Origin of the sequence: Bacillus sp. MYb56 (genome assembly GCF_002976445.1) — a bacterium.
In the GTDB taxonomy this organism is placed as follows: domain Bacteria; phylum Bacillota; class Bacilli; order Bacillales; family Bacillaceae_G; genus Bacillus_A; species Bacillus_A mycoides.
In genome coordinates this window covers 17,803-34,171 of sequence record NZ_PCOH01000032.1, presented here as the reverse complement: position 1 = coordinate 34,171, position 16,369 = coordinate 17,803, and the positions used below count along the sequence as shown (strand labels likewise).

Genomic DNA, 16,369 nt, shown 5'->3' with positions numbered 1-16,369 from the left:
TGTTGAGTGACATCTATTTGAAAAATTATTGGTTATTAAATCTAGAATATATAAATATTTTTTCAGAATTAAAGCATTATAATGTTGCTTTACCATTACTGAGTAATTTCTATCAATATTTGGACGAAGATGTAAAAAATAAAATGAAAGAAAAAGATTTTTATAAACAACTGTCAATTGAACCTATAGAGGAAACACAGTTGCAGTTAGAGTTTGAAAAAAGAATGTCTTCATTTCAATCAAAGATAAAAAGAATAAATCAAAATGGAGTGATTCTCCTGAATTCAGATTATCTCCGTTTTTCAGTAAGTAATTTTACTCACTTTAATCCAAATCATACAAAGATATTAACTAGATCAAAAAAGACAGAACTTTATGGTCTTCCTACAATTTGTGCACCAGATTATATAAATAAAGCCCCTAATACTGCACATGTTTTCATCGAAAAGGCTAAAAAAATCTATTCAAAGTTCAATAAACATCCACTATTTTCAAACATGTTTTTTCAAAAAAAATTACTCAGCGACCTCCCTATTATGATTGAGAAACTTAATATGGCATATTTCATTTTTAAAGAACAAGTTATTTCTGGTGTGATTGTTGGCACAACGGAGGATATAGCAAGCAGAGCTCTTACTTTTCTATCTAAAAGTGAAGGGATACCGAGTTATTGTCTTCAGCATGGTGCGATAATGGGTGAAGAAGCATACTTTCCAGTTTTCGCTACAAAACAGGTTGTATATGGAAGATATGAACGAGATTGGTACCTTCAAAAAGGGGTCAGTGAATCTCAAATTGAGATTATAGGGCATCCCAGATATGATGATATCTTCGATATGGTATATACGGATAAAAAGAATCTTTTTAAACAATTAAAAATAGACCCCTCTACAAAAGTGGTTTTTATTGCAACCCAGCCATTTAAAACTTCATTTTATGTCGAATTGACAGAAGAATTAGTTAAAGATAAAAATATCACAGTTATTATAAAGCCTCATCCTTGGGAAAAAGGGCGTAACCTAGTGGGAGAATATGTTCGGTTAAGTAACGTATATCCTAATGTTAAATATATAACAAATGAAGTGAACATGTATGATGTTATTTTACATGCGAATCTTGTGGTTATTTCTAATTCAACAGTAGGGTTAGAGGCAATGTTATTAGATATACCTGTAGTTGTTTATAAATCGTTATTAGAGGATAGAGATTATAAGTATTATGATAAATTAGATTGGCTTGTAAATCACTCTATTGAAGATATGGTGAGCACGATTGAAAAGGTCCTAAACGATTCTTTGCAGTCAAGTCTAGCAAAAGAATTAAGACAACAATTTATTAGTGAAAATTATCCACAAGAAGTAAGCACCAAAAAGTTGCAAGGCTTAATTCAAAGCGCACAAGGATAAACATTATTTTAAAAAGAGGAGGTATTCATATCCATGTTTTTTAAAAATAAAAACGTTTTAATTATTGGTGGAACAGGAACAATTGGAAAAAGCATTCTTTCTAATGTTTTAGAGGGAAAGCCAAAAGTTATAAGAATTTTTAGTAGAAGTGAATATAATCAATTTTTATTACAAGAAGAGTTTAGGGGTAAAAATCAAAATATTCGCTATTTAATTGGGGATATTCGAAATTATGATCGCCTAGATAGCGCAATGGAAAATATTGATTATGTGTTCCATGTTGCGGCGATGAAGCATGTTTCATTTTGTGAATATAATCCGTTTGAAGCGGTATTGACCAACATTTTTGGAACACAAAATGTAATAAAAGCAGCAATTGCCCAGAAAGTAAAAAAGGTGATTTTCACAAGCTCTGATAAAGCAATTTCACCAACAAATAATTATGGTGCAACAAAACTAACAGCTGAAAGATTGATAACATCAGCGGAATATTCAAAAGGATCTAGTGAAACAATATTTGCAAGTGTACGTTTCGGAAATGTTATGGGATCGAGAGGTTCTGTTATTCCCTTATTTGAAAATCAAATTAAAGAAAATCACAAAATAACTGTAACTGATCTTAGTATGAGCAGATTTATGATGACACTGAAACAAGCAACGATGTTAACCATTGAAGCAATGAAAATAGCAAAGGGCGGTGAAACCTTCATATTGAAAATGCCAGTTATTTCATTAAAAGATTTAGGTGAAGTGATGATAGAAGAAGTTACAAAGTTGTATAGTTTGTCCAAGGATAGTATTAAGATTGAAGAAATTGGATTAAAACCTGGTGAAAAAATGTATGAAGAACTTATGACACATGATGAATCTTTACAGGCTTTTGAATTACCGGATATGTTTATCATACCAAGTCCACTAAAAAAGGGTGCTCAATATGAAAATGCCAATAGAGCGAAGCCAGGATTTTATCGCTCTGATCATCAAGATGCGATTTCAAAAGAAGAACTTAGAAATTTGATTATAAACCAGCAACTACTAGCAGGAGGGGAGAAATTATGAAAATATTAGTAACTGGTGGTGCAGGATTTATTGGTAGGTGGGTTGTAAAGCGATTATTGCAAGATAAGCATGAAGTATGGATATTAGACAATTTAGCGAATTCAACTACAGCAAATATTATCGAGTTCGTTTATGATTTAAACTTGAAGCAATGTATACAAGGAGATATTAAAGATAAAAAATCGGTTGACCAATTATTTAAAAATCATTCATTTGACCTTTGTTATCATTTAGCAGCAAGTATTAATGTTCAAGATAGTATAGATGATGCTAGAACGACTTTTGAAAATGATACAATAGGTACTTTTAATTTGTTAGAACAATGTCATAAGCATAATGTCAAAATGGTCTTTATGAGTACTTGTATGGTATATGATAAAGCTACTAATACACAAGGAATATCAGAATTAGACCCCATTAAACCAGCTTCTCCATATGCTGGATCAAAAATAGCTGCTGAAAATATGGTTCTATCTTACTATTATGCTTATAAGCTTCCAGTTGTGGTAATTCGTCCATTTAATACGTACGGACCATTCCAGAAAACTGGAGGTGAAGGTGGGGTTGTTGCCATTTTTATAAATAATAAATTAGATAAAATACCAGTAAATATTTATGGAGATGGGAAACAAACGAGAGACCTTTTATACGTTGAAGATTGTGCAGATTTCGTTGTGAAAGCAGGCTATTCTTCTAAAGCAAATGGTCATATTATCAACGCAGGAACAGGACAAGATATATCAATTAATAAATTAGCAGAATTGATTTCGGGAAATAAAGTAAGTATTCAACATGTAACTCATATCCATCCACAAAGTGAAATTCAAAAATTATTATGTAACTATGAAAAAGCAAAAACAATATTAAATTGGGAACCGAAAGTTTCTTTAGAAGATGGAGTTATTAAAACAGAAGAGTGGATTAAATCTTTAAAAATTAACCCTAAGGAGAAAGAATAATGGCCAGGGAAATTCTCGGTATACATGGGGGAAATCCTGTTAGAGGAACATATTTGCCTTATGGTCAACAACAAATTGATGACCATGATATTCAGGCAGTTATAGATATATTAAAAGGAGACTTTTTAACGACAGGACCAACGATTCAACAGTTTGAGGAGGCTATAGCAAAATACGTTGGGGCAAATTACGCTGTTTCTTTTTCAAGTGGTACAGCTGCTTTGCATGCTGCCTGCTATGCAGCTGGAATCACAGAGGGAGACGAAGTAATTACAACCTCAATGACATTTGTAGCAAGTGCAAATTGTATTTTATACCAGGGTGGAAAGCCAGTTTTCGCTGATATAGACTATGAAACATACAATATCAGTACTAAGTCTATAGAGGAAAAGATTACAAACAAAACAAAGGCTATTATTCCCGTACACTTTACTGGGCAGCCTGTAGAATTAGATAAAATAAAGAAAATAGCAAATGAGAATAACTTGATTATCATTGAAGATGCAGCACATGCATTAGGAGCCACTTATAAAAATCAAAAGATTGGTTCAATTGGTGATATGACAATGTTTAGCTTTCATCCTGTGAAACATATTACAACAGGAGAGGGTGGAGTAATTACTACAAATAATACTTTGCTTTATGAAAAGCTTGTTCAATTTCGTACACATGGAATTGAAAGGAATCCTCAAAAACTTCTTGATAATCATGGGCCTTGGTATTATGAAATGCAATTTTTGGGTTACAACTACAGGATGACTGATATACAGGCTGCTCTTGGCTTATCACAGTTAAGTAAATTAGATTCTTTTATTAAGATTAGAAAGAAATATGTAGACATTTATAATAAAGAATTTAATAGTTTACCTGAAATCATCATACCAAAGCAATTGCCCCAAACCCACTCAAGTTGGCACCTTTATATCATTCGGTTAAATACTAAATTATTAAAGGGTAATCGAAAAGAAATTTATGAGGCATTACAAAAAGAAAATATTGGTGTGAATGTGCACTATATACCAGTACATTTACAACCGTTTTATCAAAATTTGGGTTATAGAAAAGGCCTTTGTCCACAAGCCGAAAATTTATATGAGGAAATTATTACACTTCCTCTATTTCCTAAAATGACAAAAGTTGATGTAGGGGATGTAATAAAAGCAGTAAGAAAAGTTCTTTCGTTTTATAGAGTTGCTAAACATTAAATGAAAGGGGTGTTATTAGAATTGCGAAACAAAAAGTTGTTAAGAGCAGTAACAAAAGTTGATATAAAAAAAGGAGAAATCATTACAGCTAATAAAGTTGATATGGAACTAGGTATCGTTGAAAATGCACTGAACCAGCTTCAGTTTGAGGAATTATTACCTCAAGTAGCTTTATATAATTTGCAAGCAGGAACTCCATTAACGAAAGAGGTTATTGAACCTCCTAAAGTAGTAATTATTGTACTTTGTAGATTAAAATCTACTAGGTTGCCTTTAAAAGCAATATTGCCAATACATGGAATCCCTTCTATTGAACGCTGTCTTATAAATGCATTAGCTATTCCTGGGGGACACCAAGTCATACTTGCTACTTCAGATGTAGCACAAGATGATCCTTTAGAAAAATTTGATCTAGGTGGGAAGGTTAAAATTTTCAGAGGTGATCCAGAAAATACCGCAGATCGCATACTCCAAGCTGCAAAACAAGAAAATGCAAACATTGTTATGCGGATTACAGGAGATTGCCCAGTTGTATCACCAGAAATCAATAATTATTTACTAGAGCAACATTTGAAAAGTGGAGCAGATTATACACAAGCACAGCTAAGTACGTTACCTGTCGGAACAGCAGGCGATATTTTCACATTAGAAGCAATTGAACGTTTGCTACAAACCCCGAAAACCTTAACCTATACAGAATACCTTCCATTTTATTTTACAAATAATCCTCATTTATTCCGGGTCAATATAGTAAAACTCCCTCCTTCATTTTGTTATCCTTCTTGGAGGTTAACATTAGATGAACAACCAGATTTAGATTTGTTCAATGAACTTTATAAAAATCTTAATGTAAAAACCAAACCTATATATTTTCACCAAATAAAAGATTACATCCTTCGAACCCCTGAACTCATTCGAATCAATAGTCATGTGAAATTGAAATGGGCAAATCAACAATCATTAGTAGATGAGCTAAATAGAGAAACAAAATTATAAATCAATAAATTGTATTACTTTTAACGAGGAGGGAGTAACTTGGATGAGAAAAAAATTGTCTTTCGCGCTGATGCATCTATTGAAATAGGGACCGGCCATATTATGCGTTGTTTAACACTGGCTCAGGAGTTACAGAATAAAGGTGCGCAAATTTATTTCATTTGTCGTAAGTTACAAGGTGATCTTCAGCAATATATTTTAAGTAAGGGATTCCACGTATTTTTATTAGATACAAATGATGAAAATACTGAATACTCAAATGCAGTATATGGAAGTTATTTAAATTGGCTAAAATGTCATTGGTTTGTTGATGCACAACAAACCAATGATATATTGTCACAACTCCCACGATTTGATTGGTTAATAGTTGATCATTATGGATTAGATAAAAAATGGGAAACTGTTTTAAGAAAAACTGTAAAAAAGATTATGGTAATTGATGATCTTGCAGATCGAGTACATGATTGTGAGTTGTTACTAGATCAAAATCTATACGAAAGCCTTAATGAACGCTATAAAGAATTAATACCAGAGCACTCTTTAATAAAATTAGGACCTAAATATGCCATATTACGGCCAGAGTTCCATTCTGCTAAGAAATTTTTACGAAAAAGAACGGGTGCGGTTGAACATATTTTTATATTTTTTGGTGGGCACGATGTAACGAATGAGACATTAAAAACGTTAAGAGCTATACAAAATATTAATAGTGATACTTTAAAAATAGATGTAGTGGTAGGAAGCCAAAATCCTCATAAGAAAGATATTCAAAATTATTGCAAGAGCATTTCAAACGCTTCATTTTATTGTCAAATAGAGAATATTGAAGAGTTTATGATACGAGCGGATTTAGGGATAGGAGCTGGGGGAACAACAACATGGGAGCGCTGTTTTCTTGGATTACCTTCTATAACAATTACAACTGCACAAAATCAAATAGAAGTAACCAAAGCTGTGGCGGAGGCCGGAGCTACATGGAATATCGGTACAGCTGAAAGTGTTTCAGATGAAACCATTACGAAATGTCTAAACAAACTTTTAACAGATTCAGATAAAGTGAGAGAAATGTCTAATAAAGCTCTTGCCATAAAGTGTGCCAGTAATTCGGATGAAATAACAAAAATTATTTTAGGAGGATAGTATGTTAAACATTGAAAAATTCCATTTGAAATGTATAGAAAAGAAAGATTTAAATCTTATTTTAAAGTGGAGGAATACAGAAGAAATTCGTTCTGTTATGTACGAAGATCATAAAATAACAATAGACGAACACTATAAATGGTTTGAAAAACTAAAATATGATGAAACAATGATTGCAAGATTACTAATATATAAAGAAAAGCCAATTGGATTTGTTAATTTTACAAAAATAAATAAAATAGATCGAACTTGTAATTGGGGATTTTATATAGGAGACAAACAGAGTGTAAGGCGTGCTGGAACTGTATTAGGTATAGTAGCATTAGACTATATTTTTGAAACAAATGGCATACAAAAAGTATGTGCAGAAATATTAGAATCAAATCGTATTAGTTTAAACTTTCATCAGAAACTCGGCTTCCAGGAAGATGGAAGATATGTGAACCATATTTTCAGGGATAATGAATTTATCGACGTTATTACAATGACCCTTTTTTATGAACAATGGATGGAAAGGAAAGAAGCTATAAAAAAAGAAATTGAAGGTGAAAAATATGAGTAATTTATATATCGGGGGTAGAGAGATTGGCAATAGCTCGCCACCATTTATTATTGCAGAAATGTCAGGGAATCATAATCAATCATTAGATAGAGCCTTGCAAATTGTAGAGGCAGCAGCAGAGGCTGGAGCACAAGGATTTAAAATTCAAACATATACACCAGATACAATGACTTTAAATATAGAAAATGGTGATTTTTTAATTCAGGATACGAAAAGCTTATGGAAAGGTAAAACACTTTATCATTTATATAAAGAAGCATATACACCATGGGAGTGGCATAAACCCATTTTTGATCGCTGTATAGAATTAGGAATGATACCATTTAGTACTCCATTTGATGAAACTGCTGTAGATTTTCTAGAATCATTGAATGTTTCTTGTTATAAAATCGCATCTTTTGAAAATACTGATATTCCCCTCATACGTAAAGTAGCAACGACAGGAAAACCAATAATCATTTCGACAGGTATGGCTTCTATTGCTGAATTAGATGAAACAGTAAGAGCTGCGAGAGAAGAGGGATGTAAAGAATTAATTCTATTAAAATGTACAAGTACGTATCCTGCATCTCCGAAATCTACAAATATAGCTACGATACCTCATATGAAGGAGTTATTTAAATGTGAAGTAGGTTTGTCTGATCATACACTTGGGGTAGGAGTATCTGTAGCGAGTGTCGCCTTGGGAGCCACAGTAATTGAGAAACATTTAACGCTTTCGAGATCGGATGGAGGAGTTGACGCTGATTTTTCAATGGAACCTGCTGAATTTAAATTATTAGTAAGCGAAACTGAAAAAGCATGGGAATCTTTGGGGAAAGTATATTATGGCCCTACTGATTTAGAAAAAGATTCTTTAAAATTTAGAAGGTCATTATATGTTGTAGAAAACATAAAAGCGGGAGAGGCTTTCACGATAGAAAATATTAAAGCTATTAGACCAGGTAATGGCTTATTACCAAAACACCTATCCAAAATTATCGGAAAGAAAGCGAATAAGGACATTGAAAAAGGAACGCCTGTTTCGTGGGATCTTATTTGATAGGGTACAATTAGATACTACTAGGAATTCGTTGAATAAATTAAAATGCCTTTTCAATTTAATGAAAAGGCATTTTAATTTATTCAGAATGATTATAGAAGAAAAGATATTTTTAATTTAATAACCTAATGAAGTTGTGATTGTAAAATAGTCGTAATAAAATGGATTCTCTCATGAAAAGTATGCTGTGTAATAACTTTTGTATGAATTTTTTCGACCATTAATCTTTTCGAAATCGTATCATTCAAATGAAAAGATACTTTATTTAAACAGTCCTCAAAGCTATTATAGGATATAATTTCATCTTTATTGAAGAAAGATGAAAGGTCAGATTTTTCTTCTATAATTTGAAAGCCTTGGCAAGCTGCAATATCAAACGTACGATTATTAATGGTATTATTTTTCACTTTATTTTTATTTTTATTCTGTGAAAATAGATGACTACGATGAGGGTTTAATATAAGACTAGCGTTATTATAATAGAGTGCAACTTCTTGAGGTGGAATCCATTCTTCTATAATTTTAATTCTTCGGTGATTCCGCCATTTTTTAATTAACTTATTTCTCCAGTGTTGACCAATAACAGTATAGTGATAAGGGGTTTTTTCCAAAAGAAACTGCATCAATTTTACTCGGGTTGGATAAGGATATCCAATGAACAATATTTCACTTTTATATTTCGAATTTCTTAGACCAGGCTTAAATACATCTATATTAGTTGCTAATGGTAAGTGGTATACATTGGTATATCCTAAACCTGAATAATATTTAAGTGCTTCACTATCAATAGTAAATATAAAATCAAAGTTATTTAATAGAAGAAGAGAGGTATCTATATAAAATGGGTCCTCTGTTAACCAGACAGCTAATTTAATGTTCCTTTTTTTAAAATATTGAATTGCTTTTTGTGGTAGATGATTACCTAATAAGGTGAAAACAATATCAGGATGAAACGTTGCCGTAATGAAATCCAATTGCTCTATTAATTCACTCGGCTGTACTGCTAATAATTCGAAATTTTGATCGATAAGTGTTCTCTGTATGCTTTGATCTAGATATTGATAGATTTTTGAGTAACCAGAAGTAATGTATAAGAGTTTCATATTTCAATCCCTGCTTTAGGTTTAAAATATATTATGAGATAAATGTAACACTTTCTATTTCTTTACAACTGATCTTAGTAATACTTGTAGTAGGAGGAGTAACTGAATTTTCCTCTTCTAATGTGACGATACAAGTATTAGGGTTAAAATTTGTAAAAATAGCAGGTCCAATAATATTTCCAGATTTACCAGTCACAGTAACGACTTCGCCTGGTTGTAAATTTTTAAAAATACTACATACTCCACCTGAACAACGAAATAAATTACATAAGAACAAATTTATCCCTCCTTTAAACAATATACTATATCATATGAAAGTATGTAGAGGGATGTGTAGACAAGTAACCTTTAGAAGGGAAAAAATTCAGTTTAAAGCAACTTATTGAAATGATAGATACAATGGAATAATACATTTTGGAGCATTTTGATTAGATTATCCATAGTTAAGACATTCATTAGAATGTCTTAACTATGGATTGAACTTTAACCACCTGAAGCATCTTAAGGGGTGGTTAAAGTAACACTTTCAATATCTTCACAACTTATGAATATAGTATTGGTAGAAGAGGGGGTTATCACATCTTCTTCAACTAATACAACCGCACAAGTATTCGCAATGAACTGTGAAAAAGTAGCAGGACCAATAATTTGACCTGATCTAGTGGTAATTGTAACAACTGTTCCCTTTGGCCATGAAGAGAATATAACACAAGCTAAACCTGTACATGCTGCCATATTAAACCCTCCTAACTTTAAGTTTTGATTGATATAATACAGTCCAAACATTTTATATTGTATGTGGTAGCAATATGAACTGTTTGGACTAATAAAAAACTAGAATTATATAAAAACGTAAAAACAGTAAGTGGTATCACTAATATGAAAAATGTAATAAAAAAACATGAGGAAGAACCTTGTGTTAATCTAAAAGTGGATTATTGTGATGATAAAAAAAATAAGCTTGTAAGAGCATCTGCTTTTAGAGCTGTGAGTAAAGTTAATCAAAATGTACCAGCAAATACTTTTGTTAAAGTCTTATTCCAAAATGAGTTCCTTCTTAAAGAAATGGGATAAAACAGGGAACTGGACAGGGCCAACTGATATGCGAGAAATATATAGGCTAGGAAGAGAAGTTTGGGATGCAACTCATTTACAGCAAAAAGAAAACTAAACAGAAGTGTTATCTGAAAACAAAAAAAGAGCGCATAGATGAGCGCTCTTAGTAAAGTAGACTATATGAGTCTTGGATTAGTATATAATAATATATGCTAATTTCGTTTAAGTGTGTAAACAAAATTAAATAAAAAGAGCACATATTTGAACTACTCACCACTTCAAATAGTCCGTTAGGACGTTAAGTGGTGAGTAGTTCAAGGATTTGGGCAGATTCTTATGTGAGATAGCATAAGAGCCTGTTTGCATGCTCTACCTTTCTTTATGTACAATAAGGATAATAGAACGTATTTTGAAATTAAAGTAAATATATTTAAACATACAGAACTTATGTTAAATACAAATTTGTATTCTATTCATGAGCAAACATATAGAAGAAAGTAGACGCTCATTATCGTAGTACGTCTAATCGAAAAGCATTGCTGAAGATTTTGGCAGTGCTTTTTCTAAATCAACTTTTTGATATTTTTCATTCTGCTCACAATTATATAGAAAAGTTGAAAGAAGAACGTGAATAGTCCCAAACAAATGTGTTTCGGACTAGGGATTCGATATTTTATCCATTTTATTCAACATTTTTTAAGAATTAAAAGGCTGAATTTTCTGATTCATAAAGCGAGAAAAATGTATTACGTTAATCAATAGATACCCCACTAGAGACAATCGGTTTTGTTGGTGCTGGCGTATCTCCACCATTAAACGAAGAGTGTTGTGATACATTTAAACTAATCATGCTACATGCTAACGCACTTACTACTACCATACTTAATAACACTTTTTTTATTTTTTTCATTACTTTAACGCTCCTTTTCTCAAATGTTTCTTATCAGCATTATTGCTAATATAGAAATATTTGCTCGCTTTAACATGATTATTTGCCTCGTAAAATTGGAGTGCTAAAATCTCTGCATATTCTTTTACACAATCCCACATGTCCTCTTTTTCAAAATAAGAAATTGCATCAGTAACTACTTTTTCTAATTTAATTCTAGGTAGTTCTGTGATTAGTTCATTTAAAACTGCGAAACGATGCTTATATTCCTCATTCCCTGATTCATTTGTATACTTTATTCCTTGCTCGATATATGCTTTTGCTGTTTCAACGCCTTCTAATTTATAATATGCTCTTGCTAAGACAAATAATGCTTTAAAATGGTTCGGTATGGTATTTATAATTTCAGAACTCTGTCTAATCGCCAATGGATATAAGTCTTGAATATTATATAACCAGCCTAAATTGGATCGTACTCGTAATAATAATTGTTCTTCATCATACTTCTTAAAAACATCAATAACCGTATTGAGACATTCTTCCGCTCTTTCAAATTCTCTTAGGTCTATACAAGCCAGTCCATATACATTGTCGCATAAAGCAATATTAATTTCATAGCCTACATGATTCCGGTATATTTCTTTGGCTTTTACTACATGTTGAATCGCTTTAAATGGTTGATAAGATTGATAACAGTAAGTTGAAAATCTATACTCAAACTCGGCTTTTTCTACTTCATCAGGTATATCAATTAAAAGTTCTTCTGCCTTTTCATAGTGTGTTTTCGCTTCAGTATAATTTGCTAAAATTGTAGAGTGGATTGCCTTAAAGAAATAATAATAGTAAGCTAAAAATGAAAATTCCTCTTTGATATTAGGGAGTTTTTCTATTTGATTAAAAGAATCTTTTGTAATACTCATTCCATCTACCAAGACTTTATATCTAAAATTCAGTAGGGAATAATAGAATGATACATATTGGTCTATTTCTATTTCCTTTAAACGTTCTTTTACTTGTAGATATGTCTGTTTTGCTTCTTTTACATGATATAAACGAATTTCTTCATACCATTCATGTAATAATTCCATCAATTGCTTATTACTTTTTTCTTGAACAGTCATAATATCCCCCATTTCTCTGTAAAGGCTTATTCTGATAATAACAGGAAATAGATACATTAAATTTAACTACGATTTTTTTCATTAATATACAGAATATTCTGAATTATTTGATTGTCCATGCTTTTAAATTTCAAATAGTAAAATTAAGGAAATGAAAGTTTCGTTAATGGATTTTTTGATTTTTTAACTGTTGTCTATTTAATACTTCTTATAAGCGGTGGCGTAGCACTATAGTAGAAAAAGAGAGAGATTATACTGTTATGGTATTGAGAAATATATAGGGCTTATTAAGCTTCAAGGGATTCCTCGAAAATAAATAGAAGTATATCCATATCTATTTACATTGAAGAGGGAGCGTTAGTTTATGATAAGTTTTGGGATTAATTTACGCAATATTATTAGTTATACACAAGAGAGTAGGAATCTTAATAATATACGTATTTTAAGTAAGTTGGGTATAAGATTATTTGATATATATGGAGAACCATTACCTGTATCAGATGTTAATCGAGAACTGGTAACGGCATTAAAACGCCAAGACATAAATACGCAAAGATATATATTAAGTCATTTACAAGGATAGAAAAAACGATATTATGCCGTGTTTATTCATACATATGTTCTATCCGATAAACCAAGAGGCTATAATCGTAGGTTTGTGAAATTTCGTTTTCCTAGATTTAATTATATACTACAGTATGTCTCGCTATGAAATGTATAAACCTCGTGTGTGTAAGTAAGAACAGAATAAAGCATGTGTAAAAAGTACCCATCCAATTATTATGTGTATCACAATTGGATGGGTACTTTTTTACTTATTCCCAAATAGGGAAAAAGCTAAATGCAATGGATAGTCATCAAAACGCGAGTGTACAAATGTAACAAATGAAATTTCTATTCATAAGTGTGGTTCTTCTATTTAATCAAGTATGATTTAATACTTTCTTAGTTTTGGTTAAGGAAATTTATATACTTAAAGTAAAGGGGAGAATTTTTAATGAAGGGGGAGGAGAATTTGAAAATTTTCAACTCAGTTGCTCCTACACAAATAAAAAATGAAGATTTACCATTTGATATTTCCTGGATGACCGATTGGATTGTAGACTGGTTTGGTTCTTTGTTTAATGGCGGCAGTGATGTAATAAAAGATGGGGGAAATAAAGTAGATGGTGCAGTCCATGTGAGTGTGCCTGCATTTTTTGATGTTATTTTCCTTATTCTTTCTGTAGTAATTTTAATTTCATTATTAGTTTTTGGAGCTTCTTTATGGTTTAAACATATAAAGTGGAAAAAAAGATCTATCTATTTTGGAGTAGGTTCGTTTATTCTCATTCTATTAATAAGGATTCTACCAGTGTTAATGTTGACAACACGTTCTTTTGATTTTCAAACCTTTATGAGTAATATGGTGGGTTTAATCACTTCTATAATTTTAGGGACAGCTGTATTGATGTTTTTAATATCTTTAGCATTAGGTATGCTTTATAAGAAATTTGAACATCCCAAATATGGAAAATGCAGTTCAAGTTTGAGATATAGTTCAATTTTTATATTTGTAATGACATTGCTAGTACCGGCCTTACTGCGTCATTTATAATCTTGGTTTATATAAGGAGAAGGAGGAATAGTGCAGGTAGTATCTATAATGTTTCTGTGTAATTATGCTAGTACTTGTTCTCCTCTAGGTTGCTGATTTAAGTCTTAAACATTAAAAAGGATTTTGTTGTACGAAGTTTTGGCAAAGGAGGAGAGGTACTAGTGACCACTTTTGTTGTAATGGTGAGTATATTCTTAATTCTGTTCGTAATTGGTCCCAAAGCGACTAAGAGAAAAGAAGAAAGAGATAGAATAGAAAAAGAACATAAGGAGAAAATGGAGATTTTAGAGGAAGAAAAGATTGATTTAGATATTAATGGAACCAATGTAAGGTTACACAAGAAGCCTAAATTAAAGAAAAGTATATATAAAATAAAGAGTGATAGATAACTCCTCAATAGTAACTGTCAGCTAGAAATGAAGATACGGCGCTGTAATGGAGGAAAGATCACAAAAAATGATTAATCTTTATGTATAAAAACTTAAGCAATCCAAAATTCAAACCCATATTAATTGTGGATTTGAATTAAAGTTTAATAAGGATCTTATTTCAAGATGGAATGGATGTATATATTCATTCCATCTTTTTTATTGTTTAATATATCACTTAATGATATATTATTTATAGATATATCATTAAGTGATATAGAGAGTAGGGATAAAATGAAGTCACTAGAACAATTAACCGATTCAGTATTTTATATTATGGCAGGGTTTACAAAGCCTAGACATGGCTATGCGGTGATGAGTTTGATTGAAGAATTAACGAATGGAAAAGTAGTAATTGGGCCTGCATCACTATATACAATCATTAAAAAGTTAATAACCCAATCATACATTGAATTATTTGATGACTCAGATTCACGTAGAAAGGTATATGTTTTGACGGATAAAGGAAGAGAAGTGTTAGAGCAAGATATCTTGAGACGTAAAACGATGCTTGAATTTGCTGAAAATGGATTAAAAGGGGAGAACTAAAATGGGAGAAACAAAATATATAACATCATTTGGAATTGCTTTTTCTGAAAATAAGGATTTTAAAAAGTTAAGAAAGTATGCTGCAAAAGGATGGATTGTGAAGCGCTTTAAAAGAATGGGATATGAATTAGAAAAAGGAAATGCTGAAGATGTTATTTTTAGTCTTGATATTAGAGAATTAGGTGAGAATGATTTAGAAGAGTATGTCGAAATGTTTGAATTGGCAGGTTGGGAGTATGTTTGTTCAAGCTATAATATGCACCTATTTAAAGCGAAACCAGGTACAAAGCCGATTTATACAGATGCAGAAACAAAAAGGGAAAAGATTAAAAATGTTAGAAAACCAGTTATATCAACAGTTGCAATCAGTACGGCCTTACTGATTGTAAGTTATATAGTTTCTTCGATGAGTTCGGGATTATTAAGTACAATATTTGAAATAGTTTTCATGTTTTCGATTGTCATTACTATTCCAATGTTAATGACATTAATAGCGACTTACTACCATTCGTTGCGAACAAGATAATATAGAAAGTAAATTTTTAAGTTTATAAAAAAGGTGGGTGTTATAAGTTATTCGCCTACCAAAATGATCCGATTTTTTAGAGATAAGTTATAAATCCCTTACATTTGAACAATCTCTGCTCAAATGTAAGGGATTCTTTTTATAATGAGATGAATCTTCTCAGTATCTTTTTATCTGAATTTATTTTAATTGTTGAAAATTTTGTAAAAAATACTGATTCCAATAGGAATATATGTGCTTTATTCTCCTGTATTTTATTTTTGCACCAGAACCATGGGTTATGTTAACCATACATTTATACAGTATATATGTGAAAAATGTTTTGGAGTGAATATATTTTTTTAACAGTACCGTTTATATTTGAAAATGTGAAATTGGGCTTAATTGTATGATTCCATTGTGGTTTTCATAGGCGTTTTCCTTATACTTATATTTGGAAGGTTCATATGTTGTGGTGTAGGTATTTAGAAAAGTTGTTTTTTCTATAAGGTAGGTGAGAACTATGAGCAAATTTAAAAAGAATAGATGTATACCGTTTCAATGTTGTTTCCCTTTACCTGAAATTGGTCCAACAGGAATAACAGGACCAACAGGACCACCAGGGACGGGGGTACCAGGAGAGACGGGACCATCAGGTGGACCACCAGGTCCGACGGGGGAAACAGGTTCGACAGGAGCAACAGGACCATCAGGAGAAATAGGTCCAACGGGAGCAACAGGTTCGACAGGAG

Annotated in this window: 18 protein-coding genes and 2 pseudogenes; 15 read left to right on the top strand and 5 right to left on the bottom strand. The window is 31.6% G+C overall.

Annotated features, from left to right (window positions below; all coding sequences use genetic code 11):
- The first annotated feature begins 2 nt into the window (after positions 1–2).
- The 8 genes from CQ058_RS26065 to pseI are packed head-to-tail and all read left to right on the top strand — an operon-like array spanning position 3 to position 8,369.
- On the top strand, positions 3–1,406 hold the full coding sequence (locus CQ058_RS26065; protein ID WP_181150780.1) for a CDP-glycerol glycerophosphotransferase family protein: 1,404 nt from the start codon (positions 3–5) through the stop codon (positions 1,404–1,406).
- A gap of 33 nt (positions 1,407–1,439) precedes the next feature.
- Positions 1,440–2,465 carry an SDR family NAD(P)-dependent oxidoreductase gene (locus tag CQ058_RS26060; RefSeq protein ID WP_002193459.1) on the top strand — a complete coding sequence of 342 codons (1,026 nt, stop codon included), beginning with the start codon at positions 1,440–1,442 and terminating at the stop codon, positions 2,463–2,465.
- On the top strand, positions 2,462–3,424 hold the full coding sequence (locus tag CQ058_RS26055; protein ID WP_002193460.1) for a dTDP-glucose 4,6-dehydratase: 963 nt from the start codon (positions 2,462–2,464) through the stop codon (positions 3,422–3,424). The genes CQ058_RS26060 and CQ058_RS26055 overlap by 4 nt, the downstream gene beginning before the upstream one ends.
- A complete protein-coding gene (pseC, locus tag CQ058_RS26050; protein ID WP_002016608.1) occupies positions 3,424–4,629 on the top strand; it encodes a UDP-4-amino-4,6-dideoxy-N-acetyl-beta-L-altrosamine transaminase in 1,206 nt (401 codons plus the stop codon). Before CQ058_RS26055 ends, pseC begins: the two co-directional genes overlap by 1 nt.
- Positions 4,630–5,625, top strand: coding sequence for a cytidylyltransferase domain-containing protein (locus tag CQ058_RS26045; RefSeq protein ID WP_002016607.1), 996 nt, complete (start codon positions 4,630–4,632; stop codon positions 5,623–5,625).
- A 39-nt stretch (positions 5,626–5,664) separates the two neighbouring features.
- The gene (gene pseG, locus CQ058_RS26040) at positions 5,665–6,765 is read left to right on the top strand and encodes a UDP-2,4-diacetamido-2,4,6-trideoxy-beta-L-altropyranose hydrolase (RefSeq protein ID WP_002169370.1); all 1,101 of its coding nucleotides are present in this window, start codon (positions 5,665–5,667) and stop codon (positions 6,763–6,765) included.
- A 1-nt stretch (position 6,766) separates the two neighbouring features.
- Complete coding sequence (gene pseH / locus CQ058_RS26035) at positions 6,767–7,327, top strand: UDP-4-amino-4,6-dideoxy-N-acetyl-beta-L-altrosamine N-acetyltransferase (RefSeq protein WP_002016604.1); 561 nt, start codon at positions 6,767–6,769, stop codon at positions 7,325–7,327.
- A complete protein-coding gene (pseI, locus tag CQ058_RS26030) occupies positions 7,320–8,369 on the top strand; it encodes a pseudaminic acid synthase (protein WP_002169371.1) in 1,050 nt (349 codons plus the stop codon). The genes pseH and pseI overlap by 8 nt, the downstream gene beginning before the upstream one ends.
- Before the next feature lie 125 nt (positions 8,370–8,494).
- On the opposite strand, the gene CQ058_RS26025 is transcribed toward pseI, so the two are convergent.
- The 3 genes from CQ058_RS26025 to CQ058_RS26015 all read right to left on the bottom strand — a co-directional run bounded on the left by CQ058_RS26025 (position 8,495) and on the right by CQ058_RS26015 (position 10,207).
- Positions 8,495–9,472: a CgeB family protein gene (locus tag CQ058_RS26025; protein ID WP_002191473.1), complete on the bottom strand. Its 978-nt coding sequence runs from the start codon at positions 9,470–9,472 to the stop codon at positions 8,495–8,497.
- A gap of 31 nt (positions 9,473–9,503) precedes the next feature.
- The gene (locus CQ058_RS26020) at positions 9,504–9,749 is read right to left on the bottom strand and encodes a hypothetical protein (protein ID WP_002169373.1); all 246 of its coding nucleotides are present in this window, start codon (positions 9,747–9,749) and stop codon (positions 9,504–9,506) included.
- A gap of 224 nt (positions 9,750–9,973) precedes the next feature.
- A complete protein-coding gene (locus CQ058_RS26015) occupies positions 9,974–10,207 on the bottom strand; it encodes a hypothetical protein (RefSeq protein ID WP_002191474.1) in 234 nt (77 codons plus the stop codon).
- Between the two features lie 162 nt (positions 10,208–10,369).
- Between CQ058_RS26015 and CQ058_RS32780 the strand changes: the two are divergent.
- Positions 10,370–10,522, top strand: a pseudogene (locus CQ058_RS32780) (ABC transporter permease); the annotation flags it as partial.
- A gap of 757 nt (positions 10,523–11,279) precedes the next feature.
- On the opposite strand, the gene CQ058_RS26005 reads toward CQ058_RS32780, so the two are convergent.
- Together CQ058_RS26005 and CQ058_RS26000 are read right to left on the bottom strand one after the other, a co-directional pair.
- Entirely contained in the window at positions 11,280–11,438 is a 159-nt protein-coding gene (locus CQ058_RS26005) for a Phr family secreted Rap phosphatase inhibitor (protein WP_000721406.1), read from the bottom strand.
- Complete coding sequence (locus CQ058_RS26000; RefSeq protein ID WP_002191475.1) at positions 11,438–12,538, bottom strand: response regulator aspartate phosphatase; 1,101 nt, start codon at positions 12,536–12,538, stop codon at positions 11,438–11,440. The genes CQ058_RS26005 and CQ058_RS26000 overlap by 1 nt, the downstream gene beginning before the upstream one ends.
- A 364-nt stretch (positions 12,539–12,902) precedes the next feature.
- Between CQ058_RS26000 and CQ058_RS25995 the strand changes: the two genes are divergently transcribed.
- From CQ058_RS25995 to CQ058_RS32105, 6 genes and pseudogenes are all read left to right on the top strand, one after another.
- A complete protein-coding gene (locus tag CQ058_RS25995; protein WP_002191476.1) occupies positions 12,903–13,121 on the top strand; it encodes a hypothetical protein in 219 nt (72 codons plus the stop codon).
- Between the two features lie 414 nt (positions 13,122–13,535).
- On the top strand, positions 13,536–14,135 hold the full coding sequence (locus CQ058_RS25990; RefSeq protein WP_002191477.1) for a hypothetical protein: 600 nt from the start codon (positions 13,536–13,538) through the stop codon (positions 14,133–14,135).
- A 161-nt stretch (positions 14,136–14,296) separates the two neighbouring features.
- Positions 14,297–14,524 (top strand): hypothetical protein, encoded by a 228-nt coding sequence (locus tag CQ058_RS25985; RefSeq protein ID WP_002191478.1) that lies wholly within the window; start codon positions 14,297–14,299, stop codon positions 14,522–14,524.
- A gap of 273 nt (positions 14,525–14,797) precedes the next feature.
- Complete coding sequence (locus CQ058_RS25980; protein WP_033713531.1) at positions 14,798–15,112, top strand: PadR family transcriptional regulator; 315 nt, start codon at positions 14,798–14,800, stop codon at positions 15,110–15,112.
- A 1-nt stretch (position 15,113) separates the two neighbouring features.
- Positions 15,114–15,638: a DUF2812 domain-containing protein gene (locus CQ058_RS25975; RefSeq protein ID WP_002191480.1), complete on the top strand. Its 525-nt coding sequence runs from the start codon at positions 15,114–15,116 to the stop codon at positions 15,636–15,638.
- Between the two features lie 502 nt (positions 15,639–16,140).
- Positions 16,141–16,369, top strand: a pseudogene (locus CQ058_RS32105) (collagen-like protein); the annotation flags it as partial.

Excerpts from the sequence above, each read along its gene's own strand:
- CQ058_RS26060 (WP_002193459.1), top strand. The coding sequence starts at position 1,440 with ATGTTTTTTAAAAATAAAAACGTTTTAATTATTGGTGGAACAGGAACA.
- CQ058_RS26055 (WP_002193460.1), top strand. The coding sequence starts at position 2,462 with ATGAAAATATTAGTAACTGGTGGTGCAGGATTTATTGGTAGGTGGGTT.
- pseC (WP_002016608.1), top strand. The coding sequence starts at position 3,424 with ATGGCCAGGGAAATTCTCGGTATACATGGGGGAAATCCTGTTAGAGGA.
- CQ058_RS26045 (WP_002016607.1), top strand. The coding sequence starts at position 4,630 with ATGAAAGGGGTGTTATTAGAATTGCGAAACAAAAAGTTGTTAAGAGCA.
- pseH (WP_002016604.1), top strand. The coding sequence starts at position 6,767 with ATGTTAAACATTGAAAAATTCCATTTGAAATGTATAGAAAAGAAAGAT.
- pseI (WP_002169371.1), top strand. The coding sequence starts at position 7,320 with ATGAGTAATTTATATATCGGGGGTAGAGAGATTGGCAATAGCTCGCCA.
- CQ058_RS26025 (WP_002191473.1), bottom strand. The coding sequence starts at position 9,472 with ATGAAACTCTTATACATTACTTCTGGTTACTCAAAAATCTATCAATAT.
- CQ058_RS26015 (WP_002191474.1), bottom strand. The coding sequence starts at position 10,207 with ATGGCAGCATGTACAGGTTTAGCTTGTGTTATATTCTCTTCATGGCCA.
- CQ058_RS26005 (WP_000721406.1), bottom strand. The coding sequence starts at position 11,438 with ATGAAAAAAATAAAAAAAGTGTTATTAAGTATGGTAGTAGTAAGTGCG.
- CQ058_RS26000 (WP_002191475.1), bottom strand. The coding sequence starts at position 12,538 with ATGACTGTTCAAGAAAAAAGTAATAAGCAATTGATGGAATTATTACAT.
- CQ058_RS25995 (WP_002191476.1), top strand. The coding sequence starts at position 12,903 with ATGATAAGTTTTGGGATTAATTTACGCAATATTATTAGTTATACACAA.
- CQ058_RS25990 (WP_002191477.1), top strand. The coding sequence starts at position 13,536 with ATGAAGGGGGAGGAGAATTTGAAAATTTTCAACTCAGTTGCTCCTACA.
- CQ058_RS25980 (WP_033713531.1), top strand. The coding sequence starts at position 14,798 with ATGAAGTCACTAGAACAATTAACCGATTCAGTATTTTATATTATGGCA.
- CQ058_RS25975 (WP_002191480.1), top strand. The coding sequence starts at position 15,114 with ATGGGAGAAACAAAATATATAACATCATTTGGAATTGCTTTTTCTGAA.